This window comes from Tenacibaculum bernardetii, from assembly GCF_029125915.1.
Lineage (GTDB): Bacteria > Bacteroidota > Bacteroidia > Flavobacteriales > Flavobacteriaceae > Polaribacter > Polaribacter bernardetii.
In genome coordinates this window covers 182,590-209,429 of record NZ_JAQJCU010000004.1, presented here as the reverse complement: position 1 = coordinate 209,429, position 26,840 = coordinate 182,590, and the positions used below count along the sequence as shown (strand labels likewise).

26 protein-coding genes are annotated in these 26,840 nt (G+C 32.5%); 14 read left to right on the top strand and 12 right to left on the bottom strand.

All coding sequences use genetic code 11. The features are described from left to right. Position 1: 1 nt before the first annotated feature. The 10 genes from murC to mraZ are packed head-to-tail and all read right to left on the bottom strand — an operon-like array spanning position 2 to position 11,359. Positions 2 to 1,348 (bottom strand): UDP-N-acetylmuramate--L-alanine ligase, encoded by a 1,347-nt coding sequence (murC, locus tag P2G10_RS05145; protein WP_275315496.1) that lies wholly within the window; start codon positions 1,346 to 1,348, stop codon positions 2 to 4. After that, positions 1,345 to 2,439 (bottom strand): undecaprenyldiphospho-muramoylpentapeptide beta-N-acetylglucosaminyltransferase, encoded by a 1,095-nt coding sequence (murG, locus tag P2G10_RS05140; protein WP_275315494.1) that lies wholly within the window; start codon positions 2,437 to 2,439, stop codon positions 1,345 to 1,347. Before murG ends, murC begins: the two co-directional genes overlap by 4 nt. Then, entirely contained in the window at positions 2,423 to 3,613 is a 1,191-nt protein-coding gene (locus P2G10_RS05135) for an FtsW/RodA/SpoVE family cell cycle protein (RefSeq protein ID WP_275315493.1), read from the bottom strand. The genes murG and P2G10_RS05135 overlap by 17 nt, the downstream gene beginning before the upstream one ends. A 14-nt stretch (positions 3,614 to 3,627) precedes the next feature. After that, the gene (gene murD, locus P2G10_RS05130) at positions 3,628 to 4,962 is read right to left on the bottom strand and encodes a UDP-N-acetylmuramoyl-L-alanine--D-glutamate ligase (RefSeq protein ID WP_275315492.1); all 1,335 of its coding nucleotides are present in this window, start codon (positions 4,960 to 4,962) and stop codon (positions 3,628 to 3,630) included. A 1-nt stretch (position 4,963) separates the two neighbouring features. Continuing rightward, positions 4,964 to 6,190 carry a phospho-N-acetylmuramoyl-pentapeptide-transferase gene (gene mraY / locus P2G10_RS05125; protein WP_218772193.1) on the bottom strand — a complete coding sequence of 409 codons (1,227 nt, stop codon included), beginning with the start codon at positions 6,188 to 6,190 and terminating at the stop codon, positions 4,964 to 4,966. Positions 6,191 to 6,193: 3 nt separating this feature from the next. Further along, positions 6,194 to 7,660, bottom strand: a complete 1,467-nt coding sequence (locus P2G10_RS05120) for a UDP-N-acetylmuramoyl-L-alanyl-D-glutamate--2,6-diaminopimelate ligase (RefSeq protein ID WP_275315491.1) — start codon at positions 7,658 to 7,660, stop codon at positions 6,194 to 6,196. Next, positions 7,661 to 9,673, bottom strand: a complete 2,013-nt coding sequence (locus P2G10_RS05115; protein ID WP_275315490.1) for a penicillin-binding protein — start codon at positions 9,671 to 9,673, stop codon at positions 7,661 to 7,663. A gap of 6 nt (positions 9,674 to 9,679) precedes the next feature. Next, positions 9,680 to 10,009: an FtsL-like putative cell division protein gene (locus P2G10_RS05110; RefSeq protein ID WP_218772191.1), complete on the bottom strand. Its 330-nt coding sequence runs from the start codon at positions 10,007 to 10,009 to the stop codon at positions 9,680 to 9,682. Further along, entirely contained in the window at positions 10,009 to 10,905 is an 897-nt protein-coding gene (gene rsmH / locus P2G10_RS05105; RefSeq protein WP_275315488.1) for a 16S rRNA (cytosine(1402)-N(4))-methyltransferase RsmH, read from the bottom strand. Before rsmH ends, P2G10_RS05110 begins: the two co-directional genes overlap by 1 nt. Continuing rightward, positions 10,892 to 11,359 (bottom strand): division/cell wall cluster transcriptional repressor MraZ, encoded by a 468-nt coding sequence (gene mraZ, locus P2G10_RS05100; RefSeq protein WP_275315486.1) that lies wholly within the window; start codon positions 11,357 to 11,359, stop codon positions 10,892 to 10,894. The genes rsmH and mraZ overlap by 14 nt, the downstream gene beginning before the upstream one ends. Before the next feature lie 203 nt (positions 11,360 to 11,562). Between mraZ and P2G10_RS05095 the strand changes: the two genes are divergently transcribed. From P2G10_RS05095 to P2G10_RS05065, 7 genes are read left to right on the top strand one after another with little or no spacing between them, the layout of a single operon-like run. Beyond that, positions 11,563 to 12,327, top strand: a complete 765-nt coding sequence (locus tag P2G10_RS05095) for an alpha/beta fold hydrolase (protein ID WP_218772188.1) — start codon at positions 11,563 to 11,565, stop codon at positions 12,325 to 12,327. 18 nt (positions 12,328 to 12,345) lie between these two features. Then, positions 12,346 to 12,957, top strand: a complete 612-nt coding sequence (gene yihA, locus P2G10_RS05090) for a ribosome biogenesis GTP-binding protein YihA/YsxC (protein ID WP_275315485.1) — start codon at positions 12,346 to 12,348, stop codon at positions 12,955 to 12,957. A 33-nt stretch (positions 12,958 to 12,990) separates the two neighbouring features. Beyond that, complete coding sequence (locus P2G10_RS05085) at positions 12,991 to 13,677, top strand: RluA family pseudouridine synthase (protein WP_275315484.1); 687 nt, start codon at positions 12,991 to 12,993, stop codon at positions 13,675 to 13,677. 26 nt (positions 13,678 to 13,703) lie between these two features. After that, a complete protein-coding gene (locus P2G10_RS05080; protein WP_275315483.1) occupies positions 13,704 to 14,735 on the top strand; it encodes an alkane 1-monooxygenase in 1,032 nt (343 codons plus the stop codon). A gap of 4 nt (positions 14,736 to 14,739) precedes the next feature. After that, positions 14,740 to 16,113, top strand: coding sequence for an aldehyde dehydrogenase (locus P2G10_RS05075; RefSeq protein ID WP_275315482.1), 1,374 nt, complete (start codon positions 14,740 to 14,742; stop codon positions 16,111 to 16,113). A 35-nt stretch (positions 16,114 to 16,148) separates the two neighbouring features. Then, positions 16,149 to 16,883: a nitroreductase family protein gene (locus P2G10_RS05070; protein WP_275315481.1), complete on the top strand. Its 735-nt coding sequence runs from the start codon at positions 16,149 to 16,151 to the stop codon at positions 16,881 to 16,883. A gap of 3 nt (positions 16,884 to 16,886) precedes the next feature. Beyond that, positions 16,887 to 17,180, top strand: a complete 294-nt coding sequence (locus tag P2G10_RS05065) for a hypothetical protein (RefSeq protein ID WP_218775060.1) — start codon at positions 16,887 to 16,889, stop codon at positions 17,178 to 17,180. 48 nt (positions 17,181 to 17,228) lie between these two features. Here the strand turns inward: P2G10_RS05065 and P2G10_RS05060 are convergent, their stop codons facing one another. Further along, entirely contained in the window at positions 17,229 to 19,610 is a 2,382-nt protein-coding gene (locus tag P2G10_RS05060) for a penicillin acylase family protein (protein WP_275315480.1), read from the bottom strand. Positions 19,611 to 19,680: 70 nt separating this feature from the next. Between P2G10_RS05060 and P2G10_RS05055 the strand changes: the two genes are divergently transcribed. Further along, positions 19,681 to 20,832, top strand: a complete 1,152-nt coding sequence (locus P2G10_RS05055) for a DegT/DnrJ/EryC1/StrS family aminotransferase (protein WP_275315479.1) — start codon at positions 19,681 to 19,683, stop codon at positions 20,830 to 20,832. A 6-nt stretch (positions 20,833 to 20,838) separates the two neighbouring features. Further along, the gene (locus P2G10_RS05050; protein ID WP_218772179.1) at positions 20,839 to 21,249 is read left to right on the top strand and encodes an MFS transporter; all 411 of its coding nucleotides are present in this window, start codon (positions 20,839 to 20,841) and stop codon (positions 21,247 to 21,249) included. Between the two features lie 60 nt (positions 21,250 to 21,309). On the opposite strand, the gene fabD is transcribed toward P2G10_RS05050, so the two are convergent. After that, a complete protein-coding gene (fabD, locus tag P2G10_RS05045; protein WP_275315477.1) occupies positions 21,310 to 22,197 on the bottom strand; it encodes an ACP S-malonyltransferase in 888 nt (295 codons plus the stop codon). A gap of 130 nt (positions 22,198 to 22,327) precedes the next feature. Here fabD and P2G10_RS05040 point away from each other — a divergent pair, with 130 nt between their 5' ends. The 5 genes from P2G10_RS05040 to P2G10_RS05020 all read left to right on the top strand — a co-directional run bounded on the left by P2G10_RS05040 (position 22,328) and on the right by P2G10_RS05020 (position 26,807). Further along, a complete protein-coding gene (locus P2G10_RS05040; RefSeq protein WP_275315476.1) occupies positions 22,328 to 23,023 on the top strand; it encodes a queuosine precursor transporter in 696 nt (231 codons plus the stop codon). Between the two features lie 8 nt (positions 23,024 to 23,031). Further along, positions 23,032 to 24,321: a mechanosensitive ion channel family protein gene (locus P2G10_RS05035; protein ID WP_275315475.1), complete on the top strand. Its 1,290-nt coding sequence runs from the start codon at positions 23,032 to 23,034 to the stop codon at positions 24,319 to 24,321. Beyond that, on the top strand, positions 24,311 to 25,393 hold the full coding sequence (locus tag P2G10_RS05030) for an ABC transporter permease (protein WP_275315473.1): 1,083 nt from the start codon (positions 24,311 to 24,313) through the stop codon (positions 25,391 to 25,393). Before P2G10_RS05035 ends, P2G10_RS05030 begins: the two co-directional genes overlap by 11 nt. 170 nt (positions 25,394 to 25,563) lie before the next feature. Next, a complete protein-coding gene (locus P2G10_RS05025) occupies positions 25,564 to 26,007 on the top strand; it encodes an acyl-CoA thioesterase (RefSeq protein WP_218772174.1) in 444 nt (147 codons plus the stop codon). Further along, the gene (locus tag P2G10_RS05020; RefSeq protein ID WP_218772173.1) at positions 26,007 to 26,807 is read left to right on the top strand and encodes a DNA/RNA non-specific endonuclease; all 801 of its coding nucleotides are present in this window, start codon (positions 26,007 to 26,009) and stop codon (positions 26,805 to 26,807) included. The genes P2G10_RS05025 and P2G10_RS05020 overlap by 1 nt, the downstream gene beginning before the upstream one ends. Positions 26,808 to 26,840 lie beyond the last annotated feature (33 nt).

Below are 26,840 nucleotides of genomic sequence, written 5' to 3'. Positions count from 1 at the left end.
CTTAAATATTATATTTTTTCTCTAAACTATTCTTTACTTCATCAACCAATAAACCAATATCTCCCGCTCCTAACATTACTATAATTTTCGATTCAGATTTTAAGATTTCTCTCTCTAAGTTTCCTTTAGATACCAACGCCTTATTAACTGAATTTATTTTATCTAATAACCAAGCAGCAGTAACTCCTTTTATAGGCAACTCTCTTGCCGGATAAATATCTAACAACAACACTTCATCAAACTTAGAAAGTGCTACTGCAAAATCTTCTACAAAATCTTTTGTTCTCGTATATAAATGCGGTTGAAAAACAGCCAACACTTTTTCTTTCGGATACATTTCTCGCACAGAATGTTCTACGGCATTAATCTCTGTTGGATGATGTGCATAATCATCAATCAATACTATATTTTCTGTTTTTATTTTATATGAAAACCTACGTTGAACTCCTTTAAAAGTTCTTAATTGTTCTTTAATATTCTCTAAAGAAACGCCATATACATCAGCCATTGCTAAAGCAGCCAAAGCATTCATCATATTGTGTTTTCCTGGCAAATGGAATTCTATATTTTTTATTTCTGATGCTGGTGTTTGCACATCAAAAACATACTTTCCTGTTTCAACTTTTACATTATATGCTTTATAATCTGCAACTTCATCCACAGCATATGTTAATCCTTTTAAAGGCAATCCTTTTGCTACAATTAAAGTATCAGAAACTTTATTTGCAAATTCTCTAAACGACTGTTGCAACATTTCATTTTCTCCATAAATATCTAAATGATCCGCATCCATAGAGGTAACGCACGCAATATTTGGAGATAACTTTAAAAATGAACGATCAAACTCATCTGCCTCTACAACTGATATTTTATCTTCCCCTAAAATTAAATTCGAGTTATAGTTTTCTGCAATTCCACCTAAAAAAGACGTTGCCTTTTCAGGCTGCATTATATGACCTAAGATTGAAGACGTTGTGGTTTTACCATGCGTACCTGCAACACCTAAACAAAAAGTATTTTTTGTTATTTCTCCTAAAATCTCAGCTCTTTTTAAAATCTCAAATCCGCTATTAATAAAATAATTTAATTCTTGATGCATACTCGGAATCGCAGGTGTATAAACCACCAACGTTTGTTTTTTATCTAAACAAGAAATATCGATATTTTTAACAGCATCTTCAAAATGGATTTTCACACCAATTTCCTCCAACTTCTTAGTAATCGAACTTGGTGTTTTATCGTATCCAAACACTTGCTTTCCGTTCACAGCAAAATAACGAGCAATAGCACTCATACCGATTCCTCCGATACCTATAAAATAAACGTTATGTATTGTTTTTAAATTCACCTATTTATTAATTTTTCTACCTCGTTAACAATATCACTCGTTGCATTAGGTAATGCTAACTCATTTATATTTTCGCTTAAACTTTGCTGTTTTCCTTTATCTTTTAATAATGTTTCTATTACAATCGGGAAAGTATCTAGTTCGCTTTCTTTAACTAAAATAGCACCATGTTTATCTACAATAGATTTCGCGTTTTTTGTTTGATGATCTTCTGCCACATTAGGTGACGGAATAAAAACAGTTGGTTTACCTACAATACACAATTCAGAAACCGAACTTGCTCCTGCCCTTGAAACCACAAAATCTGCCGCCGCATAGGCTAAATCCATTCTATTTAAAAACTGATGTACTTGCACATTTTCAACTTCATTATATTTTTTATAATCATCAAAATACAACTTACCACATTGCCAGATTAATTGAATATTTTGATTTTTAAAAAAGGTTAAATTCGACGCTATTAATTCATTTATTTTTCTTGCCCCTAAACTTCCTCCTAAAATTAGCATTGTTTTTTTAGAAGTATCTAATTCAAAAAACTCCTTTCCTTCTGCAGTTTTTGTATGAATACTTAACAAATCTTGACGAACAGGATTTCCTGTTTTTACAATTTTATCCTTCGGAAAAAAACGCTCTAAATTATCATAAGCAACACATATTTTACCTGCTTTTTTACTTAGTAACTTATTTGTAATTCCTGGATATGAATTTTGCTCCTGTACAACTGTAGGAATTCCTTTTTTATTAGCAACCATTAACGTTGGTCCGCTTGCAAAACCACCAGTGCCAATCACTATGTTTGGTTTAAATTTTTTGATAATTCTATGCGCTTTCCATAAGCTGCTCAGCAACTTAAAAGGAAACATTAAATTAGCAACTGTCAACTTTCTTTGAATACCTGAGATCCACAATCCTTTTATATTATAACCAGCTTGTGGAACTTTTTCCATCTCCATTTTATCCTTCGCTCCAACAAACAAAATATTAGCCGCTGGATAACGGACTTTTATTTCGTTTGCAATTGCTATTGCCGGATAAATATGCCCGCCTGTACCACCACCACTTATAATAACGTTAATCGATTGTTTCATGTAAGACACTTAAAGGATTATCATCTAGAATTGTTTCTTCTGTTTCATTTTTATGAGCACTAACACTCAATATCATTCCCAAAGCAAAACAAGTCATCCAAATAGAGGTACCTCCACTACTAATTAGTGGTAATGTTTGCCCTGTTACTGGCAATATGTTTACAGCTACAGCCATATTAATCATTGCCTGAAAAACAATTGGTATCCCTACTCCCAACACCATCAATGTCGCAAAGATTGTAGTTGCTTTTTTAGCTGTTATTAAAATTCTAAATAGCAATAAAAAATAAATGAATACAACAATAACAGCTCCTACCAAACCATATTCTTCAACAATAATCGCATATATAAAATCGGAAGATGACTGCGGTAAAAAGTTTTTCTGAACACTTTTTCCTGGTCCATTTCCTAACATACCGCCAGTGGCTATTGCTATTTTTGCTTTTTCTACTTGGTAATTCTCTTTTCCGCCTGAATCAGAAAACCCTTCTAACCTACTCTGCCAAGTACTTACTCTGTTTGGCATTGCATCTGGAAAAGCCTTTGCTACAAGTATGAAAAAAAGCAACGAGAAAAGGCCTAACCCTAATATATACCCTATATACTTTAATGGATATCCTCCTATAAAAGCTAATAATAAAATCATAAAAAAAACAATAGCTGTTGTAGAGAAGTTCGCAGGAAGCACCAACAATAGTATTAAAGCTACAGGCAACCACAGTTGAACTAAACTATCTCTAAACGATATTAATTTCTCTTTATTTTTTGCTAAATATCTAGATACATATACCATTAACACTAAGCCTGCCAACGTAGAAGTCTGAAAACCAATACCTACAAACGGTATACGAATCCACCTACTTGCGTTCGCCCCTCCAATTGTTGTTCCTTGAGCCAATGTAAAACCCAATAACAGCACCACTATCGGTAACATTATAACTGAACCTCCACTGAAATACCTATACGGAACTTTATGTACCCCATAAATTACCGCAAAACCAGTAATTAATAAGACAACATGCTTTACTAAATGCCCTAATGTAGAACCATTACCAACCACATAAACTAAATTGGTACTAGCACTGTAAATAGGCATAAATGAAAATATTGCCAACACAGCAACAATAGCCCAAATAGCCCTGTCTCCTTTTATATGTTGAAAAATGGTTTTCATTAATCTACTTATTTTTATAAATTTTTAATAGCTTCTTTAAACTTATTACCTCTGTCCTCGTAGTTTTCAAACAAATCAAAACTAGCGCATGCTGGAGATAACAAAACAACATCTCCTGCTTTTGCTACTTTATTTGCAACCTTAACAGCTTCTTCCGCTCCAGCTGTCTCAACCATAACGTCTACAACACTACCAAAGGTTTCTATAATCTTTTCATTATCTAAACCTAAACAAACAATTGCTTTTACCTTCTCTCTTACCAATGGTAATAAATCGGTATAATCGTTTCCTTTATCAACTCCTCCAACTATCCAAACTGTAGGGCTATCCATACATTCTAATGCATAAAAAACAGCATTTATATTTGTAGCTTTACTATCGTTGATAAATTGTACACCATTAATTTTTTGCACATATTCTAAACGATGCGCTACACCCTCAAAATCCAATAAACTTTCAGCTATTGTTTCTTTTCTTACCTGTAACAATCTTGCAGCCATAGATGCAGCCATTGCATTTTTAGTGTTGTGTTTTCCTTTTAATGCTAATTCAGAAACGTTCATCAATATTTCTTCTGTTGTTAATTTCATTATTATTTTATCTTGTCTTAAAAAAGCACCATATTCTAATTCTTTTTCAACCGAAAAAGGCACTTTTTTTGCGTTAACTTTATTTTTACTTAACCAATTTTGTATCGCTTCATCATCTGCATCATATATTAAAAAATCGTCTTTCGTTTGATTTTTTGTTATTTGAAACTTTGATGCTATATACTTATCAAAACTATACTCGTATCTATCTAAATGATCTGCTGATATATTTGTTATAATTGCAATATGTGGTTTAAACTCTATAATTCCATCTAACTGAAAACTACTTAATTCTAACACATATTCACTGTAATCTCTCTGTGCAACCTGCTGCGCAAAACTATCACCTATATTTCCTCCTACACCAACGTTTAATCCCGCTCTTTTAAGTACATGACCTGCTAACAGAGTGGTCGTTGTTTTTCCGTTTGAACCCGTAATTCCGATTATTTTTGCCTTTGTAAATTCAGCCGCAAATTCAATTTCAGAAATTACTTTTATTCCTTTTGAAATCAATTCTTGAACTAACTTTACGCCATCAGGAATACCAGGACTTTTCATTACTACATCGGCATTAAAAATTTCACTTTCTGTATGCTTATTTTCTTCAAAATCGATTGAATTATGTAAAAGAACTTTTTTGTACCTCTCTGCAATACAACCTTTATCAGAAACAAAAACTTCAAATCCTTTTTCTTTTCCTAATAATGCTGTACCAACACCACTTTCTCCTCCGCCAAGAGCTACCAACCTTTTCATTTTATCTTAATTTCAAGGTTATAATAGTTAACACAGCTAATAAGATTCCCACAATCCAAAAACGGGTAACTATTTTACTTTCGTGGTAATTTAATTTTTGATAATGATGATGTAATGGTGCCATTTTAAAAATTCTCTTTCCTACTCCAAATCGTTTTTTGGTGTATTTAAAATAAAACACCTGAAGAATTACTGATAAATTCTCAACGACAAAAATTCCTGCTAAAATTGGCAACAATAATTCTTTACGAATTGCAATAGCAATAACCGCTATAATTCCTCCGATTGTTAAACTACCTGTATCTCCCATAAAAACCTGTGCAGGATATGTATTGTACCAAAGAAACCCAATTAAAGCGCCTGCAAATGCGAATATAAATACTGTCATTTCTCCAGAATTTGGGATATACATTACATCGAGATAATCTGCAAAAATTATATTTCCTGATACCCATGCAAATATTGCCAATGCGATCACCATAATTGCGGATGTACCAGCCGCTAACCCGTCGATTCCATCTGTTAGGTTTGCGCCATTTGATATTCCGGTTACAATAAAAACAACTACGAAGATGAAAACAACCCATCCGTATTTTTCATAACCATCACCTAAAAAGTTAAACGCTTTTGCATAATCTAATTCATTGTTCTTTAAAAACGGAACGGTTGTTTTTGTTGATTTATGTGCCTCACCAAAAACCTTTACTTTTCCGTTTACTTGCTCTACTTGTTGTAAAATAGGAAGCTGCTCTTTAATTGTTACATCTGGATGAAAATAAAGCATAGAACCTACAATTATTCCTAAGCCGACTTGGCCTAACACTTTAAATTTACCCTTTAAGCCTGCCTTATCTTTTTTAAATACTTTTATATAATCATCCGTAAAACCTATCACCCCCATCCAAACGGTAGTAATTAACAAGATGACGATGTAAATGTTTTCTAATTTTGCCAATAACAAAACCGGTACTAAAGTGGCAAGAATTATAATAAGTCCGCCCATCGTTGGCGTTCCTGCTTTTTGCACCTGCCCCATTAAACCTAAATCCCTTACTGTTTCACCAATTTGTTGTTTTCTTAAAAAATTAATTATTTTTTTCCCGAATATAGTTGATATCAACAAAGACAAAATAAATGCGATTGCAGCACGAAACGTAATAAACTGAAACACACTTGCTCCTGTTAAATTAAATTCACTCTCTAAATATTGAAATATATAATACAGCATGCTCTATGTGTTTTTTAGTTGATTGAAACAATTCTCTACTTCCTCTAAATCATCAAAATGATGTTTTACACCATTTATATCTTGATAATTTTCATGTCCTTTTCCTGCAATCAATATTATATCTCCTTTTACTGCCAATTTGCATGCTGTTTTAATTGCTTGCTTTCTATTTACAATCGACAATGTTTTTTTATAGTTTTCTGGAGACACTCCTGCTTCCATTTCATCAATAATCACCTGAGCATCTTCTGTCCTTGGATTATCTGAGGTAAAAATCGCCTGACCACTTAGTTGAGAAGCAATCAACGCCATTTTTGGTCGCTTTGTTTTATCCCTGTCACCTCCACAACCTATGACAGTAATTACCTTTTCGTTACCTGTACGGATATCATTTATAGTTTGTAACACATTTTTAAGTGCATCTGGTGTGTGCGCATAATCAACAACAGCAGTTACTCCGCCATCTGATACCGTATACTGAAAACGCCCATCTACACTTTCTAACTCACTTATAAGTCTTAAGATTTCTAATTTCTCTAAGCCTAATAAATCTGCAACTCCAAAAATTGCCAATAAATTAGAAGCGTTAAATTCACCGATTAACTTAGTCCAAACCTCAATATTATTGATCGTTAATAAACTTCCCGAAAAACTTTTTTCTAACACTTTAGCTTTAAAATCACCCAATGTTTTTAAAGCATATGTTTGCTTGTTTGCTTTGGTATTTTGTAGCATTATTTGCCCGTTCTTATCATCAATATTCACCAATGCAAATGCTGATTTTGGTAACGAATCAAAAAATGATTTTTTTACATCTCTATACTCTGCAAATGTTTCGTGATAATCTAAATGATCGTGCGATAAATTCGTAAAAACACCGCCTGCAAAAACGAGTCCTTCTGTTCTTTTTTGATGAATACCATGAGAACTAACTTCCATAAAGCAATACTCAACACCTGCATCAATCATTAACGATAAGTATTTATTTATCGCTAGAGAATTTGGTGTTGTATGTGTTGACTTATGCGTTTCATCAGCAACCATTATTTTAACTGTTGATAATAAACCAACTTTATAACCTGCTTTTTTAAATAACTGATATAATAAGGTAGCTATTGTTGTTTTTCCGTTTGTACCTGTAACACCTACCAATTGTAATTTACTTGACGGATTCTCATAAAAATTGGCAGCCATAATTGCTAATGCAATATTAGAATCATTAACCTCAACATAAGTTACCCCCTCTTTTTTATCCGCAGGAATACTTTCACAAACAACAACAGTGGCACCTAAGTTCAATGTTTTTTCTATAAACTGATGCCCATCAACAGTAACTCCTTTTTGCGCAACAAACAAGTCGTTTTTTTGCACCAATCGGCTATCAAACTGAATATTGTTGATTGCAACATCAGTATCTCCATAAATTTTATTTACAGCTACTTTATATAATATATCTTTTAACTTTCTCAATTATGATAACTTTAAATAAACAGTTGCTCCTTTTGACACTTTTAGCCCATTATCTATAGATTGCTCTGTTACTTTTCCCATTCCTGAGAACCTAACCTTTAATCCCATATTTTCTAATAAAGCAACCGCATCCATTCCACTCATACCTAAAACCCTAGGCATAATTGTTTTATATTTTCTTAATTTCTTATAATAATCCTGGTATTCATTATCAATACTTGCTGATGAAATCTCATCAGATACTAATTGATTATTTACAGGAGTTGTTGTATATATTTTCTGTGCGATATCCTTAAAAACAGGAGCAGCAACTATAGCTCCGTAATATCCTTTTTCCTTCTTCGGACTATGAACAACTACGATACATGAGTATTTAGGCACATCTGCAGGAAAAAAACCAGCAAAAGATGCTACGTATTTTTTACTAGAATAATGACCATAAACAGTTTTACCATTTTCATCCTTGTACTTAGGAATCCATTTTTTTGCCGTCCCTGTTTTACCTGCCATAGAAAAATTTGAAGAATACACATTCATTGCCGTACCTTTTTCTACAACATTTTCCATAACTTTTCTCACCTTATTCAGGGTCGTTTGAGAGGCTATTTTTTCTTTTAAAACCTGAGTACCAAAACTTTTCTCCGTTTTCCCACCAACTCTTAACTCTTTAACAAAGTAAGGTTTTACCAGTTTTCCGTTATTAGCAACAGCGTTATAAAAAGCCAATGTTTGTAATGGTGTAAGAGAAACTCCATACCCCCAAGCCATCCATTCTAATGAAATCGGACTCCAACTTTTTTCTGAAGAATTCGGAATGTACGGTTTACCTTCTCCTTTTATTTTAACACCAGTTAACTGGTCTAAACCAAAAGACTTAATCCGTTTTGTAAATTTCTCAGGGTTTTTATCGTAATGTTTTTTAATTGTTTTTACAATACCAACATTAGAAGAAACCTCAAAAACACGCGCTAATGATATTTTACCATATCCACCTCTTTTACTATCCTCTACCTTTCTGTTGTTAATATAAATTCTACCTTTTTCGCAATCAACTACATCCGAAGTATCAGCAACTTTATCTTCTAAGGCAGCCATTAAACTTGCTAGTTTAAATGTAGAACCAGGCTCGTGGCTTTCCCAAACTGCGTAATTTCTTTTTTCGTAGTATTTTCCTTTAGACGTTCTTCCTAAATTCGAAATTGCTTTTATCTCACCCGTTGCTACTTCCATCACCACTGCACAACCATGATCTGCTTCAAAATACTCTAATTGACTAAGCAATGCATGATGCGTTATATCTTGAATATTTACATCGATTGTTGTTATTACATCACTACCATCTATTGGTTCTTTTTCATTTACATCATTAATAGGTCTCCATTGCCCTTTTGCAATCTTTTGTTTCAAACGCCAACCATTTTCTCCCTGCATATAATCAGCAAAAGCACCCTCTATTCCTGCTCCACCTCTTTTATTATCATAACCAATAGTTCTTTCTGCAATTTTACCTATCGGATGTACTCTTACCGTGCTTTGCTCTGCAATAAAACCACCTCTATAAATTCCCTCTTTAAAAATCGGGAACTTTCTCATTCTTACATAATCGTTGTACCCCACATTACGAGCGATTAATAAATATCGGTTCTGTTGTTTTTTTGCTTGTCTTATTTTTTTCTGATAGTAACTTGTAGATTTACCTAACATCGCCGACAATGATTCCGACAACCCTCGAATGTTCTTCTCAAACACTTCTGATTTTACAGCAACAACATCCATACGAATTGTATATTTTGACATTGAAGTCGCCAATAAATTTCCATCCGCAGCATATACATTACCTCGGTTTGCAAATATAGTGTCGTTTTTTACTGTTTTTTCTTGAGATAGCTTTCTATACTTATCACCATCTACATACTGAAGATTAAATACTCTAAAAACAATAACCACAAAGAAAAGCGTCATTAAAACAACTACCACATAGAGTTTGTTTAATATCCCTTTCTTTTCTACCATGCTTATTTATTCTTTTTTAGTTGTTACTTTTATTTTCTGAGGAGGTTTCTCAGCCGGAAACAATCCTTTTTCTTTTACTCTTTTCCGAATACTACTTTCTAACTTCATCCTTGTTAACTCGGTACTCGTATCAAAATCTTCTGCTCGCAATTCTCTTTTCAGCTTATTTAGCTCCGCAATCTTCACCACTTTCGCATCTAAACTATGAGAACTCGATATCATGATTAATAATAACACTACTACAAAAATTAATATCCGCCAATTATTAAAAGAACTATCATCCGTTAAAAAGCGCCCTCGCAAAACATCGTAAATACCCTCTCTTACCTTAGACATTATTTAAGTGTTGCTGCTCTTAATTTTGCACTCCTGGCCCTATTATTCACTTTCACTTCCTCTCTAGCTGGTATAATCATTTTACCAACCTTCTTTAAAGGAACACTAATGTTTCCGTAAAAATCTTTTTCTGGCTCACCACTAAACAACCCTGTTCTTATAAATCGCTTTACCAACCTATCTTCTAACGAATGATAAGAAATAACACTTAATCGCCCATCTTCCTTTAACAAATCTGGCATTTGCTGTAAGAATTCTTTTAAAACCTCTAGTTCCTGATTCACCTCTATTCTTACTGCCTGAAAAATTTGCGCTAATATCTTATGCTCTTTAGCCTGCGGCAAAAACTCTTTTAAAACTTCTTTTAACTGAAAACTTGTAGCAATTTCTTCTTCTTGTCTTGCCTCCACAATCTTCTTAGCCAGTGTTCGTGCATTTCTTAACTCTCCATACAAAAACAACACATCCGCTAATCTTTCTTCACTGTATTTATTGATAATTTTTTTTGCTGATAAATCCGATTTCTGATCCATCCTCATATCTAAATCAGCATCAAATCTTGTAGAAAAACCTCTTTCTGCCTCATCAAATTGATGAGAAGAAACTCCTAAATCAGCCAAAACACCATCTACCTTACGAATTCCGTAAAAACGAAGAAATCTCGATATAAATCGAAAATTCTCCCCAATCAACACAAAACGCTCGTCATCAATTGTATTTTGCTGCGCATCAGGATCCTGATCAAAAGCAAACAACTTTCCGCTCTTACCCAATCTACTTAATATCTCTCTTGAATGACCTCCGCCACCAAAAGTAACATCAACATACACCCCATCCTCTTTAATATTAAGCGCATCTACACTTTCCTTCAGTAAAACTGGACTATGATAATTCATCTACATCTGTATTTCCCATTACCTCTTCCGCTAAATCAGCAAAATCAACAACAGCATCATCTATTACTTTCTCGTACTTATCTTTATCCCAGATCTCAATAATATTTACAGCAGAAGAAAGCACAACTTGCTTTCCTATACCCGCAAACTGACAGAGATCTTTTGGTACCAAAATTCTACCCGAAGCATCTACATCAACAGTTTTCACACCCGCCGTAAACCTTCTAATAAAATCATTATTCTTCTTTACAAATCGATTTAATTTATTAATCTTTTGCATCATTAAATCCCACTCCTTCATCGGATACAACTCCAAACAAGGCTGAAAAACAGAACGCTTAACCACAAAACCATCTTGCAACACAGCAGACAATTGCTTCTTGAAAGCCGATGACATCATCAACCTCCCTTTAGCATCCACCTTACACTCGTATGTTCCAATTAAATTCACCACGTTACACGCTCATAGTTTGCATCAAAAATAAAGAATTTTTACCACTTTTTACCACTTTTTACCACTTTGTTGATAAGTTTTGAGTTTTAAGCTAAAAAACTGACAGTAAGAGTAGTTAACTTCGCTAATGAGTATGAAATAATAAAAGTGAAATTTTAACAAAAAAGGACTACATTTGTGGTTAAGTCAAACCTATAATATCAATGACTGATTTTTTAAAAAAAGAAGGCGATTTTACATATGCAGAGGCAGGTGAAGGAAGAGCATTAATCGTATTACACGGATTAATGGGGGCTCTTAGTAACTTTGACGAGACTTTTAAACATTTCTCTAAAAAAGGATATCGAGTTTTAATTCCCGAATTACCTTTATACACCTTACCATTACTTAAAACAAATGTAAAACAACTAGCTAGTTACTTACATGATTTTATTGAGTACAAAGAACTTAAAGACGTTGTTCTTTTAGGAAATTCTTTAGGTGGTCATATTGCTTTATATTACACTAAGCATTACCCAAAAGATGTTGGCGCACTGGTTTTAACCGGTAGTTCTGGCTTGTATGAAAAATCTATGGGAGATAGTTATCCTAAAAGAGGTAATTATGAATATATCGAAACAAAAGCTCAAGAAGTTTTTTACGACCCAAAAATAGCTACAAAAGAATTAGTTGATGACATATACAGTATTGTAAATGATAGAGTTAAAGCTTTAAAAACACTTTCTATCGCCAAAAGTGCCATCCGTCATAACATGGCAAATGACTTGCCAAACATGCAACAACCAACATGTCTTATCTGGGGAAAACAAGATGGCGTAACTCCGCCAGAAGTAGCCAATGATTTCCATAAATTATTACCAGATTCTGATTTGTTTTGGATAGACAAATGCGGGCATGCAGCAATGATGGAAACGCCAACAGAATTTAATGAAATTTTAGAAAGCTGGCTTTCTAAACGAAATATATAATAGTATAACTTAGTATTTATGAAAATAAAATCTGCCGATTTTGTGATGAGTAACAGTAATGTTATGAAAGCTCCTAAAGACAGAATACCTGAGTATGCTTTTATAGGACGCTCTAATGTTGGTAAATCTTCATTAATCAACATGTTGATGGAACGTAAAAGTTTAGCTAAAACATCTGGTAAACCCGGTAAAACACAACTTATCAATCACTTTAAAATAAATGAAGAGTGGTTTTTAGTCGATTTACCTGGTTACGGTTACGCTCAAATTTCTAAAAAGAAAAGAACTATTTTTCAGTTTTTCATTGAAAACTATTTCAAAGAAAGAGAACAACTAGTTTTTACATTTGTTTTGATAGATTCTCGTCATGATCCTCAAAAAATAGATTTAGAGTTTATGCAGTTTCTAGGAGAAAACCAAATTCCGTTTGGAATCGTTTTTACAAAAGCTGATAAATTAGGGAGTTCTAAAATAAATCAACAAATTGCTTCTTATAAAAAGAAACTATTAAAACATTGGGAAATTCTTCCAACCTCATTTATTACCTCATCTGAAACAGGTGTAGGACGTGATGAATTCTTAAAATTCATTGACGATACTAATGAAGCTATAGCTAAAGACTTTAAATAATTTCTCGACCAAGCTCGAAGTGATACTTTAAAAATGCATTCTAACAAAGACAATCTACAAGTTTTACATGAAGATAATCACCTAGTGGTTATTAACAAAAGAGCCGGTGACATTGTTCAGGGTGATAAAACAGGAGACAAACCACTTTCAGACGTTGTTAAAGAATACATTAAAGATAAATACAATAAGCCTGGCGCTGTTTATTTAGGAACCGTTCATCGTTTAGACAGGCCAACATCAGGCGTTGTAATTTATGCACGTACCTCAAAAGCTTTAGAGCGTTTAAATAAAATGCTTCGCGAAAAAACCATCAAAAAAACATATTGGGCTGTTGTAAAAAACGAACCTAAGAAAAGCGAAGGCACTCTTATTAATTTTTTAAAGAAAAACCCTAAAAACAATAAGTCTACTGCCTATCCTAAAGAAATTGACGGTAGTAAAAAAGCGATTCTTCATTATAAAATTCTTAAAAAACTAGACAATTATTCTTTACTTGAAATTGACTTAGAAACCGGTCGTCATCATCAAATTCGTGTACAATTATCAAATATCGGTGCTACTATTAAAGGCGATTTAAAGTACGGTGCAAAAAGAAGCAATAAAGATGGTAGTATTCATTTACATGCTCGTAAAATTGAGTTTATTCATCCTGTAAGTAAAGAGCTAATAAGAATTACCGCTCCAACCCCAAAAGAAGCTATTTGGGATGCTTGTTTGTAAGTTGTATCTTTAGGGAAATTTCAAGTATGAAACCCCTTAAATATTTATCAATAGTTATTTTACCAATTACGGTATTTTTAGCTTTTACCAATAAAGGATGGATTACATTCTTACCTATACTAACTTTTTTTGTTGCAGTTCCTTTTGCCGAACTTTTTTTTAAAACAGATAAAAAAAACCTAAACAAAGAAGAAGCGCTAATTGAAAAAGAGAATAAATTATATACACTAATTTTATACGCTACAATACCTATTCAACTACTATTTGTTGGATGGTTTTTTTATGTTATTCAAGAAGTTAACCTAACAACTACAGAAATTACAGGTCGTATTCTTGCCTTAGGAGTTATGTGCGGAGTTATAGGTATAAATGTTGGTCATGAATTAGGCCATCGCAATAATCGCTTTGATGAATTTTTAGGAGAACTCTTATTATTAACGTCTTTAAATACACATTTTTTACCTTATCATAATGCTGGGCATCACTTAAATGTAGCTACACCTAAAGACGCTGCAACTGCCAGAAAAAATGAAGTTTTATATTTATTTTGGATACGCTCACACATTACAAGTTATTACCAAGCTTGGCAAAGCGAAAATAAACGTTTAAAAAGCACAGGTAGAAATTGGTTTCATTACCAAAACAGAATGGTTATTTATACTGTTTGCAACCTATTATTTCTCGGATTAATCTATTTTTCCTTTACTCCGTTTGTACTATTCGCTTTTATAGGAGCTGCTGTTTTCGGAATAATATTACTAGAAACAATAAATTATATTGAACATTATGGTTTATTAAGAAAGCAACTTGAAAACGGAAGATATGAGCGCGTAAAAAGAATACATTCTTGGAACTCTGATCATGTAATCGGGCAAGTATTATTATTTAATTTATCACGTCATTCAGACCATCATTATAACGGATCTAAACATTATCAATTATTAAAAACAGTTCCTGAAAGTCCGCAAATGCCAACCGGTTATCCTGGTATGATGCTACTTTCTTTGATTCCGCCTTTATGGCTTTTAGTAATGAATAAAAAACTACAAGAAATTTAATTTTATGGATATATCACAATTGGTTAAATCCCAAAAAAACTTTTTTAAAACGCAACAAACTAAAGACATTTCCTTTAGAAAAAATGCCTTAAAAAAACTACAGAAAGAACTTATCAGAAGAGAAAAAGACATCGTTGAGGCACTTTATAATGATTTTAAAAAATCGGAATATGAAGCGTTGATGACAGAAACATCTATTGTTTTAGCCGAGCTAAAAATGACTATAAAAAATATTCATTCTTGGAGCAAGCCAAAACGTGTTTTACCGTCTTTATTAAACTTTCCTTCTTCTGCAAAAATTCATAGCGAACCTTACGGAACAGTATTAATTATTGCACCTTGGAATTATCCTTATCAATTAGCTTTCGCACCTCTTTTAGGAGCAATTGCTGCAGGAAATAATGTGGTCTTAAAACCATCTGAATTAACACCTCACACAAGCAAAGTAACCAAAGAAATTATTGAAGCTGTTTTTAATAAAAATCATGTTGCAGTAGTAGAAGGCGGTGTTGCTGTTTCTCAAGAATTATTAGCACAACGTTGGGATTATATATTTTTTACAGGAAGTGTACCCGTAGGTAAAATTGTAGCTAAAGCTGCCGCAGAATATCTTACGCCTGTTACATTAGAGTTAGGAGGAAAAAGCCCTTGTATTGTAGATGAAACCGCTAATATAAAATTGGCCGCTAAACGTTTAGTTTGGGGTAAATTTATTAACGGTGGACAAACTTGTATTGCTCCTGATTATTTATTGATTCATACTTCAGTAAAAGAAGAATTTATAAATCATTTTAAAAAGGAAATCATAAACGCTTATGGTGAAAACCCCGAAGCTTCTAAAGATTATCCGCGTATTGTAAATACCCGTAATTTCGACAGACTTGCCGCACTTTTACAAGGTGAAAAAATTGCTATTGGAGGACAAATAAATAGAGATGATAACTATATCGCTCCTACTGTTATTGATGAACCTAGCTTAGACAGTGAAGTTATGAAAGGTGAAATATTCGGACCAATATTTCCTTTAATTTCATACGAAACAGAAGAAGAATTCGACGCTATTATTGCTAAATACGACAAACCTTTAGCTTTATATGTTTTTACAACCCGAAACCGTTTCGCTAAAAAAATAATTACTAAATATTCTTTCGGTGGTGGAACAATTAACGATACCACTGTTCACTTTGCAAACCATCGCTTACCTTTCGGAGGTGTTGGTGAAAGTGGAATTGGAGGCTATCATGGTAAAAAAACATTTGATACTTTCTCTCATAAAAAGGGTGTAGTTACAAGAGGTAACTGGTTGGATGTTCCTACGCGTTATGCACCTTACAAAGGAAAGTTAAAACAACTAAAATTCTTGATGAAGATAAGTTAATTACCCGCTATTAAAAATAAGAAATAACATAAAAGATGACAGAAAAAACAGTTTCAGCGGCAATTAATTATCGTCGCTCTGTAAGAATATTTGATGCAGAAAGAGCTATTGACACCGATGTCGTAAAAAAATGTATTGAGCAAGCAAGTTTAGCTCCAACAAGTAGTAATATGCAATTGTGGGAATTTTATCATATTACGTCTAAAGAAACTATTGCTAAAATCGCACCGTTGTGTTTTAACCAAAACGCTGCAAAAACCGCGCAACAATTAGTTGTTTTTGTTACTCGAAAAGATTTATGGCGTAAACGCGCAAAAGCAAATTTAGCCTTTATGGATAAAACTTTTGGAAAAGATAATCCGAAGGAAGCACAAAGCAGTAGAGAAAAAGTAGCTAGAAATTATTACGGAAAAGTGATTCCGTTTATCTATTTCGATTTTTTAGGGATTTTTGGTTGGTTAAAATACTTGGTAACATTAATTACGGGCTTGTTTAGACCAACATATCGTGAGGTTCGTAATAGTGATATGCGAATAGTAGCACAAAAAACTACAGGATTAGCAGCACAAAATTTTATGATATCTATGGCTGCTGAAGGTTATGACACTTGCCCGATGGAAGGCTCTGATACTTGGCGTGTAAAGCGGTTATTAAAATTACCTAGAGGCGCGAAAATTAACATGATTGTTAGCTGTGGTATTAGAACAGATAAAGGAGTATATGGTGAGCGTTTTAGAATTCCTTTTAATGATGTTTATAAAGAAATTTAATAAATGACTCGCAAAAAAATCACTCTCATTTTCATAGGAATCAGTATTGTAATGGTTGTAATCCTTATCACATCATATAAAGTTGTGACCAAGTTTAATAATATAAATCAAAATAAAGGTGAAGATATTATTGAGAAACACCAAGAGTGGATGCATCAAATAATTACGCTATCAGATACAATCCCTATTAAAACAAAAAACCATAGAGATTCTATAATAAAAGCTGAGTTAAAGTTTTTAAAAACAAACGACAGCTTACTTAAATTAAATAAAAAAAGAGAAACTGTAAAAAATTAGCAGTTTCTCTTTTGTATGTATTTTGTTTAGTTTTAATTGAAACAATTGTTAATCCTTCGGAGAAAAAATCAATTTATTTTCACTCTCTTTAATGCTCGACTGATTCAATTTCATCTTCACAAACTCACCGTTTAAATATTTTTTAGCTTGATCTTTATAGTGCGTACTAAATACATTACCCGATTGCCCTGTTGGTAAAATAGCAATACTGTTTTCTACATCAGAAAAATCTACAATTCTTCGTGTAGAAGGTCCTGCTTTTATGTTATAAACACCTGTGCTATCAATTGTATAAATCTGATTGTTAATTACCTGATCGCCTCCATTTGTTTCAAAAGGACCTACATTAAAAAACCTACGCAATAACCCACCTGCTTTTCCTATTGGGTGCTCATACTCTACCGAAGTTACTCTTTTCCAATGCCAACCTTCAACGTTTTCACCTAATTGTTTTTGTAAAAAAGCAACCGTATTCTGAAAAGACTTTGTTACTATGGCTTCTTTATCTTCTATCTTTTTGGTAGTAATATCGTCCCACCAAACAGATTGCTCTTTCTTTACCTGACTCGCTACTGCTTTTTCCTCTAAAGGTGTATTTGCAAACTGCTTAAAAGCCGCCCCCATTTCATCTTTATAAGTATTTTTAACAAACTCATACCACAAACGAGTGTAAATAACAGGAGCTATTTCTTCTTTTCCATAATAGCCTTTCCAATTTTTTAGAATATGAAATGCCTTTTTCTCACTTGGCGTAAGCTGAGATCTATTTACACTTCTACTTAAATACATAATAATTTCTGGCACTACTGGCGAGGTAACATCATAAATCATTTCACCAACATCTTCTTTTGTCCAATCGTTTTTAGGAGCTAACAAATCAACAATTCTTTTTGCTCTATCTTCTGATAAATAATAACCTGGATATAGCATTCCTGCAATAGAATCTGGCTGATTATTTGCTGAATACACATAATTTAAGCTCGGGTTTATCGCTTGCGGATTCTCTTTAAAATCTAACCACTCTTTAATTTCGTCTTTTCCTGAAGCTCCGTTTAAAATCAGTTTTGTGTTTAGGCTATCTCTGTACTTATATAATTTACCAGAAGCAAACCAAGCGATATTGTCTTTGGCATCTCCGTACATTATATTTAATCCGGGAGCATGTAATTTACTCGCTCCGTTTTTAAACTCTTGCAACGATTTAGCGTGCGACATTTCGTAAGAAACGTTTAATAATTGATTGTTTAATTTAGTATAAATCCACTGCATTGCAATTGGTCGCTCATCATCAATAAAATCAATTAAACCATTCATTACAGGTCCGTGCTTACTTACTTTTACTTGAAAAGTGGTATCAACATCACCTTTAACCTTTATTTTTTTATCAATTAATTTATATTTCTCATATCCTAACGGAGTTTTATATTCCATCGGATTATTGGGATTGTTTTCCTCGTAATAAAAATCAACATCATCGTTTTCAAACATTGTTAATCCATAAGCATAATCACGATTATGACCTAACAAAGGAAACGGTGTTAACGCTAAATTGAATCCGTATATCTCATAATCTGGAGTTTTAATATGTGATTGATACCAAACCGAAGGTTGTGAAAACCCTATGTGTGGATCATTTGCAAAAATTACTTTTCCGCTTTTCGTTTTCTCAGGTCCTAAAACCCAAGAATTACTTCCTATAAAAGGTGAAATTGGTAACTTGTCTAATAATGTATTCATTGCTTGTGCAAAACTGGCATTCATCTCAGGTTTTTTCTCACTTTTGATAAATGTAAGATTTTCATAATTTGCCCCGTTTAATTCTTTAAAATAAGCATCGCCTAATTTTTCTTTTACTTCTGTTAGTAACGGATCTGTTTTATGAGCAACAGCAAAACTAAAGGCCATATAACCAAATACATTATACACATCTTTAATCGTATATTTTTCTTTTTCGAGACCTACTAAGTAAAATTCTAACGGAGTGGCTCCTTCTTCTATAAACTGATTTATTCCGTTTAAATAAGCTTCTGTTAATTTATATGCTTCAGAATTTCTATCTAAATTATGAATCGTTTTATTTGCCGCTTCTTCAATTCCTAATCCAGAGAAAAAAGTATCTGTTTTAAGTAATTCTTTTCCAAAAACCTCAGCTAATCTTCCTGCTGCAATTCTTCTTATCAACTCCATTTGCCAAAGTCTATCCTGCGCATGCACATAACCTAAAGCTGTATAAGCATCTTGTTGATTTTTAGCTTCTATATGCGGCACACCAACCTCATCATAATGCACGGTAACTTTATCTGAAATGGCCGATAATTCTAACTCCCCGCTATAAGTAGGATATAAAGTTCTAGAAAACAACCAAACAGCAGTAATTACTACAATTAGTAATATTAATATAATTTTAAAAAGCTTTTTAAATAACTTCATTTACTAAGGTTTTTCTTCAAAGATAACAGAAATTTAATTCGTATTTTTGAATTCTATAAAATCATGTTAAATGAAAAAAATTCAGATGGTTGACCTGCAAGGTCAATACGCAAAAATAAAACCACAAGTAAATAAGGCTTTCGAAAGTGTTTTAGACACCGCTTATTATATTGGTGGTCCTGAAGTTAAAGGCTTCGGAACTGATTTAGAAAAACACTTAGATGTAAAACATGTAATACCATGTGCTAACGGAACTGATGCATTGCAAATTGCAATGATGGGATTAGGTTTAGAGCAAGGTGATGAAGTTATTACTGCCGATTTTACTTTTGCCGCTACCGTAGAGGTAATTGCGTTGTTAAAATTAACGCCGGTTTTAGTAGATGTTGATGCTGATACTTTTAACATTAATATTGATGCTTTAAAAAAGGCTATTACTCCAAAGACCAAAGCTATCGTTCCTGTTCATTTATTCGGACAGTGTGCAAATATGGAAGCGGTTATGGAAATTGCCAAAGAGCATAACCTATTTGTTATTGAAGATAATGCTCAAGCAATTGGTGCTGATTATACATTTTCTGACGGAACAAAAAAGAAATCTGGAACTATTGGTAATGTAGGTACAACATCATTTTTTCCTTCTAAAAACTTAGGTTGTTATGGTGATGGTGGTGCAATTTTTACCAACGATGATGATTTAGCACATACTATTAGAGGAATTGTAAACCACGGAATGTACAAGCGTTATTACCACGATGTTGTTGGTGTAAATTCTCGTTTAGATAGTTTACAAGCTGCCGTTTTACAAATAAAACTACCTTTATTAGATAGTTTTTGTGATGCCCGTAGAAAAGCTGCTAGATATTATAATAATGCCTTTACTAATAATCCAAATATAATAACACCTTCTACAAGTTCTTGTGGTAACAATATATGCGACACTTGTAATTGCCATGTTTTTCATCAATATACTTTAAGAATTACGAATGGAAAACGTGATGAATTACACCAGTATTTATTAGATAATAATATTCCGAATGCAATTTATTATCCTGTTCCTTTACATGCTCAAAAAGCGTATAAAGATGAACGTTATAATGAAGATGATTTTACGGTTACCAATCAGTTAATTGATGAAGTAATTTCATTACCAATGCATACTGAGTTAGATGAAGAACAATTAGCTTTTATTACAGAAAAAATTAATGCTTTTGTTCAATAAACAACTATGAATCAAAAAATAAAAACACTTAAAATAATTCACCTCGCGTTAATAGCTGGAGTTACTTTAGCTTATTTTTTAATTGGTGATTTTAAAAATATCTTAAATTTAGAAATAGACAATGCTTCATTAATCTATTCTTTTATTCCTGCTGTTGCATACGTGCTTAGCAACTTTATATTTAAAAACACTTTAAATAAAATAAAAGAAGGTGATAGTGATGATGAAAAGTTTGCAATTTATCAAAGTGCCTCTATTTTTAAATGGGCCATTATAGAAGCTGCGTGTTTTATAATTCTATTACTAAAACCAGATTTTATTCTTTTTGGAGTTATTCTTTTATTTTATATGATTCTTTTAGCGCCTAAAGAAGATAAAATATATCAGCTTTTAAAAATTAAAAATCCTGAATTATAGATATTAAAAAAGCGAACTCAAAATTGAGTTCGCTTTTTTAATACTTTATAAATAATTTATCTAAGCGTCAATACTAGCTCCGCTAGCCGCTACATTTCTATCTATTTTACGCATAAGACCCTGTAATACTTTACCAGGACCTACCTCTACAAACTCAGTTCCTCCATCAGCAATCATTGCTTGGATACACTGTGTCCATTTTACCGGAGCTGTTAATTGCGCCATTAAATTTTCTTTTATTTCTGCAGGATTTGTAACTGCTTTTGCAACTACATTTTGATATACTGGACATGTTGGCTCACTAAAAACAGTTTCTTCAATTGCTTTTGCTAACTCTTCACGAGCAGGCTCCATCATTGGTGAATGAAATGCGCCTCCAACAGGTAAAACCAAAGCTCTACGTGCTCCTTTTTCAGTTAAAACCTCACAAGCTTTTTCTATAGCTTCTACTTCTCCTGAAATTACCAACTGACCAGGACAATTATAATTTGCAGCAACTACAACTCCGTCAATCTCTGCACAAGTATCTTCAACTATTTTATCCTCTAAACCTAAAACAGCTGCCATAGTAGATGGCTTAATTTCACACGCTTTTTGCATAGCTAAAGCACGTTTAGAAACTAATGTTAATCCGTCTTCAAAAGATAACACTCCGTTTGCTACCAAAGCTGATAATTCTCCTAACGAATGACCCGCAACCATTTCTGGCTTAAAATCATCTCCTAGTACTTTTGCTAAAATTACCGAGTGTAAAAATATTGCAGGTTGTGTTACTTTTGTTTCTTTTAATGCTTCTGGTGTACCCTCAAACATTACATCTGTAATACTAAAACCTAGTATATCGTTTGCCTTTTCAAAAAGTTCTTGAGCTAATGGAGATTTTTCATATAAATCTAATCCCATTCCCGTAAATTGCGCTCCTTGACCCGGAAAAATATATGCTTTCATCTGTTTTTCTCTAATTTGTTATTATTTTTTGATATAATCGATAAAAAAAATTATGTCTTTTAATTATCGTAAAATATAAGTTGCAAACATACACAATTTTAAAATCATTATTAATTAGTAATTTCGCTCTATGACTGAACATTTAAAAAATAAAGCGCAACTTATCTATTTAATTTTAGCTGCATTATTTATTGCTTCTTTGGTTACTTCTAATTTAATTTTTCAGAAATTTTTTTATTGGGAACCATTTAATTTGTATCGCTTTGAAATTTCTGCAGGAATTTTACCGTACCCTATTACCTTTTTAATTACAGATATTTTATCTGAGATTTACGGAAAAAAGAAAGCCAATCAGGTTGTAATCGCCGGTATTTTTGCGTCGTTCTTTTCTATGTTAATTATTTTAGTTGCAGATAATGTTCCTGCAATTAACAGTTCTCCTATTAACAATAAAACCTTTTCTACTGTATTTGGTTTATCTCCACTTGCTGTATTAGCATCTATGCTTGCCTATTTATTTGCTCAGTTTATAGATATTCGTATTTTTCATTTTTGGAAAAAATTAACCAACGGAAAACATTTGTGGTTACGTAATAACTTCTCTACTTTTCTTTCTCAATTTATAGATACTTTTACCGTTGTTTTTTTATTATGCTCTTTTAAAATTCTTCCTTGGGATATTTTTACAAGTTTATTAATTAGCGGATTTTTATTTAAAGTTATTATAGCTGCTTTAGATACACCTATTTTATATCTAATTGTTTTTTGGTTTCGAAAAAAATTCAACTTAAAAGTTGGCCAAGAAATACCTACTTTTGATTCTTAAACTAAATTATGCCAGATAAATTTTTTTATAATCTTTTTAAAGAACAGTTATCACTTTCTGAAACATTAGCAACCTATTTAAACCTTATAGCAAACCTTATTGTTTTTCTTTTTTTAGGTTTTATTCTTTTTAGAGTAATTAGGTATGTTGGTAGAAAAGCTATTCATAAAATAGCTGATAAAACAGGCACTCAGTTAGATGATATGCTTATTAAAAACAGGGTGTTTTTAAATTTTTCTAGAAGTGTAATCTTAGTTGTTATCTTTAATTTCATAAAAGAACTTTTAGCAGATTTCCCCAATGTATTATCCGCTTCCGAGCGCATTCTTAGTATTGCTATTATATTTTCTGTTGTTTGGTTTTTAAAAAGTGTGCTTAACAGTATTAAAGACTTTTTAAGAACTATGGATGCTTTTAAAGACAAACCTTTAGATAGTTATGTGCAAATTTTTATGATTGCATTATGGCTTATAAGTATCATCTTATCTTTCTCTGTATTAACAGGAAAACCTCTTATTAAATTCTTAACTGCATTAGGAGCATTTTCTGCCGTATTATTACTTATTTTTAAAGACACTATTCTTGGTTTTGTTGCCAGTATTCAGGTTGCCGTAAATGACACTGTTAGGATTGGGGATTGGATTACTATGGATAAATACGGTGCCGATGGTGATGTTGTAGAGATTAACCTAACATCGGTTATTATTAGAAATTTTGACAATACCATTTCTAGTATCCCAACCTACTATTTAACTTCAGATTCTTTTAAAAACTGGAGAACAATGAGCAATTCTGGTGGAAGAAGAATTAAACGTGCTATATTGATTAAAATCAATAGTATTCGCTTTTTAACGGAATCGGACATTGAAAATTTCAAGAAAATTGCTTTAATTACTGATTATATCAATGAAGCAAGTGGTAAGGTAAATAATTACAACACCGAACATAACATTGATAAGACAGTTTTATTAAACGGTAGAAACTTAACCAATTTTGGTTCTTTTAGGGTATATTTAGATCATTACATTCAAAATCACCCACAAATAAATCAAGATATGTTATTAATGTCTCGTCAATTAGAACCAACTCCTAACGGAATTCCTTTAGAAATTTATGCTTTTAGTAAAGAAAAAGTATGGGAAGATTACGAACGTGTTATGGCTAATATTTTTGATCATATTTTAGCTTCTGTTAAATATTTCGATTTAGAAATTTTTCAAAATCCATCAAGTATTGATATACAAAATCTAAGAGACCTTTCGGTTACTAAACAAGAAAATACTGTACGTGAAAAATAATCTAAGCCACTCTTTATGGCAATTAGCAATCAAAAAATTTAAGCAAAGTAAAATTGGTGTTTTTAGCTTTTTGTTTATTGTTTTTTGTGGATTAACAGCTGTTTTTTGTTATGTGATTGTGCCAGATAATAGTAACGCTGCAAATCAAATGCATTTAGAAATTCACTCTAAGTCTCCAGGTTTTTCAGTATTGATGCTTAGCATTCCGTCTAAATCTAAACAAGAACAATCGTGGTTTTCTGTTTTTATGGATGGAAAGCAGCATTCACCTACCGAAATACCTATAAAATCATACGAGTTAACAGAGAATCAATTAGAAGTCTTAAAATATTCCGACGGTTTAGCTAAAACTTATCCGTTATCTTTATTTGATAATCAACCTACAACATATATTCAGCAAAAAACCTTTTGGTTTGGTACCGATAAATACGGACGCGATTTATTAAGCAGGTTATTAATCGGAGCAAGAATTTCTTTTTTTATCGGATTTATAGCCGTGTTTATTTCGTTGTTAATCGGAATTCCGGTTGGAGCAATCGCGGGTTATTTTGGTGGAAAGGTTGATGCTTTTATTATGTGGATTATTAATATCACCTGGTCTATACCTACCTTATTATTAGTAATTGCAATCACTTTAGCATTAGGAAAAGGTTTTTGGCAAGTGTTTATTGCCGTTGGTTTAACCATGTGGGTAGAAGTTGCTCGTGTGGTACGCGGACAAGTAATTACCACCAAACAACAACAATATGTTGAAGCTGCAAAAGCATTAGGTTTTTCTGATTTCAGAATTATTTTTAAACATATATTACCAAATATTTTAGCGCCTATAATTGTAATATCGGCGGCTAATTTCGCTGCGGCTATTTTAATAGAAAGTGGCTTGAGTTTTTTAGGAATCGGTGCGCAACCTCCTACTCCGTCTTGGGGAGCCATGATTAAAAATCATTATAACTATATTATTTTAGGAAAACCATTTTTAGCGTTAATTCCGGGATTGGCAATTATGAGTTTAGTAATGGCTTTTATGTTGATAGGAAACACGCTGCGTGATGCTTTAGATGTAAAATCTTAATTTTAACACTTCATTAAAAGTTAATAACTGTATTTGCGTTAGGGATTGTAGCATTTGTTTGAGCTCTTTTGTGAGGCACGAACAAAAAGCGAGTGCGAAAAGCCCGACCCTCGTGGTAACGCTAAAAAAATGAAAATTTGTATCTTCGCTTTTCAAAAAAAAATACAAAAATGAGTTTTAGTGTAGATTTTAAAACAAGATGGTCAGATTTCGATGCCAATATACATATGCGCCACACGGCATACAATGATTATGCTGCAGAGGTAAGATTGCGTTTTTTTAAAGAACATAATATTACAATACAAGATTTTACAAAGGAAAAAACAGGTCCGATTTTATTTGAGGAGAACACCAAGTTTTTACGTGAAGTTCATATGGGAACCGATATTTCTGTGAATCTTAAAGTGATTGGGTTATCGAGTAAAGGAGAACGTTGGAAAATTCAACATGAAGTTTTTAATGAAGCAGGGAAATTATCGGCAGTAATTACCGTGTACGGAGCTTGGTTAGATTTGGTAAAGAGAAAACTATCGGTGCCTCCAACAAAATTTCAAACAATATTTGATCAGGTAGAAAAAACGGATGATTTTAAAGAGATTCTGCTAAAAAGTTAATGAGTACTTCTAAAAAAATAAAATTAGTAGTTGCTATTATCGTTTTAATCGTTGGTTATTATTTAAAACCTCAAGAAAATACTATTGATTTTCCTGCGGATATAGTAATTGAAGATGTAAATGGTTTTAATTATTTACCAAGCTCAACAACAGGTGCTATTATAAAACACGATGGATATCAGTTATCTTATAATGAGGAACACGAACAAGCGGAATGGGTTGCGTATTCTTTAAGTAAAAACGATATTGTTTATAATGATTTTAAGCGTCCTTACTTTATTAACGACCCGAAAGTAAAGACAAAATCTGCCAATTGGAGGAGTTATAAAAAATCGGGGTACGACAGGGGGCATTTATGTCCTGCTGCCGATAAACGTTATTCTAAAGAAGCTCATGACGAAACTTTTTACACCTCTAATATTACGCCACAGAAACACGATTTTAATGCTGGTATTTGGAACAGATTAGAGCAAAAAACACGGTACTGGGCTAAAAAGAATCAACATTTATATGTTATAACCGGTGGTGTTTTAAAACCGGGTTTAAAAACTATTGGAAAAAATAAAGTAAGTGTTCCTACTGAATTTTATAAGATACTCTTAGATTATTCACAGCCAGAAATAAAGGCTATTGCTTTTTTATTTCCTCATGAAGAAAGTAAAAAACCTTTATATGATTTTGTAGTTTCTATTGATACCTTAGAAGAAAAAACTGGAATCGATTTTTTTCCTGAATTACCAGATGCTATCGAAATAAAACTAGAAGCTTCTAGTAATTATAAAAACTGGAGTTTTAGGTAATTGAATGTAACTTTTTTAAACAATAAAAAAGCT

What these genes read in the sequence shown, in the direction of transcription:
- P2G10_RS05020 (WP_218772173.1), top strand. Translation starts at nt 26,007, where the DNA reads ATGAGTACTTCTAAAAAAATAAAATTAGTAGTTGCTATTATCGTTTTA.
- P2G10_RS05095 (WP_218772188.1), top strand. Translation starts at nt 11,563, where the DNA reads ATGACTGATTTTTTAAAAAAAGAAGGCGATTTTACATATGCAGAGGCA.
- P2G10_RS05110 (WP_218772191.1), bottom strand. Translation starts at nt 10,009, where the DNA reads ATGTCTAAGGTAAGAGAGGGTATTTACGATGTTTTGCGAGGGCGCTTT.
- P2G10_RS05135 (WP_275315493.1), bottom strand. Translation starts at nt 3,613, where the DNA reads ATGAAAACCATTTTTCAACATATAAAAGGAGACAGGGCTATTTGGGCT.
- P2G10_RS05080 (WP_275315483.1), top strand. Translation starts at nt 13,704, where the DNA reads ATGAAACCCCTTAAATATTTATCAATAGTTATTTTACCAATTACGGTA.
- P2G10_RS05040 (WP_275315476.1), top strand. Translation starts at nt 22,328, where the DNA reads ATGACTGAACATTTAAAAAATAAAGCGCAACTTATCTATTTAATTTTA.
- rsmH (WP_275315488.1), bottom strand. Translation starts at nt 10,905, where the DNA reads ATGAATTATCATAGTCCAGTTTTACTGAAGGAAAGTGTAGATGCGCTT.
- P2G10_RS05070 (WP_275315481.1), top strand. Translation starts at nt 16,149, where the DNA reads ATGACAGAAAAAACAGTTTCAGCGGCAATTAATTATCGTCGCTCTGTA.
- P2G10_RS05035 (WP_275315475.1), top strand. Translation starts at nt 23,032, where the DNA reads ATGCCAGATAAATTTTTTTATAATCTTTTTAAAGAACAGTTATCACTT.
- P2G10_RS05115 (WP_275315490.1), bottom strand. Translation starts at nt 9,673, where the DNA reads ATGGTAGAAAAGAAAGGGATATTAAACAAACTCTATGTGGTAGTTGTT.
- fabD (WP_275315477.1), bottom strand. Translation starts at nt 22,197, where the DNA reads ATGAAAGCATATATTTTTCCGGGTCAAGGAGCGCAATTTACGGGAATG.
- P2G10_RS05060 (WP_275315480.1), bottom strand. Translation starts at nt 19,610, where the DNA reads ATGAAGTTATTTAAAAAGCTTTTTAAAATTATATTAATATTACTAATT.
- P2G10_RS05025 (WP_218772174.1), top strand. Translation starts at nt 25,564, where the DNA reads ATGAGTTTTAGTGTAGATTTTAAAACAAGATGGTCAGATTTCGATGCC.
- P2G10_RS05065 (WP_218775060.1), top strand. Translation starts at nt 16,887, where the DNA reads ATGACTCGCAAAAAAATCACTCTCATTTTCATAGGAATCAGTATTGTA.
- P2G10_RS05050 (WP_218772179.1), top strand. Translation starts at nt 20,839, where the DNA reads ATGAATCAAAAAATAAAAACACTTAAAATAATTCACCTCGCGTTAATA.
- murD (WP_275315492.1), bottom strand. Translation starts at nt 4,962, where the DNA reads ATGAAAAGGTTGGTAGCTCTTGGCGGAGGAGAAAGTGGTGTTGGTACA.
- P2G10_RS05085 (WP_275315484.1), top strand. Translation starts at nt 12,991, where the DNA reads ATGCATTCTAACAAAGACAATCTACAAGTTTTACATGAAGATAATCAC.
- mraY (WP_218772193.1), bottom strand. Translation starts at nt 6,190, where the DNA reads ATGCTGTATTATATATTTCAATATTTAGAGAGTGAATTTAATTTAACA.
- P2G10_RS05055 (WP_275315479.1), top strand. Translation starts at nt 19,681, where the DNA reads ATGAAAAAAATTCAGATGGTTGACCTGCAAGGTCAATACGCAAAAATA.
- P2G10_RS05075 (WP_275315482.1), top strand. Translation starts at nt 14,740, where the DNA reads ATGGATATATCACAATTGGTTAAATCCCAAAAAAACTTTTTTAAAACG.
- yihA (WP_275315485.1), top strand. Translation starts at nt 12,346, where the DNA reads ATGAAAATAAAATCTGCCGATTTTGTGATGAGTAACAGTAATGTTATG.
- murG (WP_275315494.1), bottom strand. Translation starts at nt 2,439, where the DNA reads ATGAAACAATCGATTAACGTTATTATAAGTGGTGGTGGTACAGGCGGG.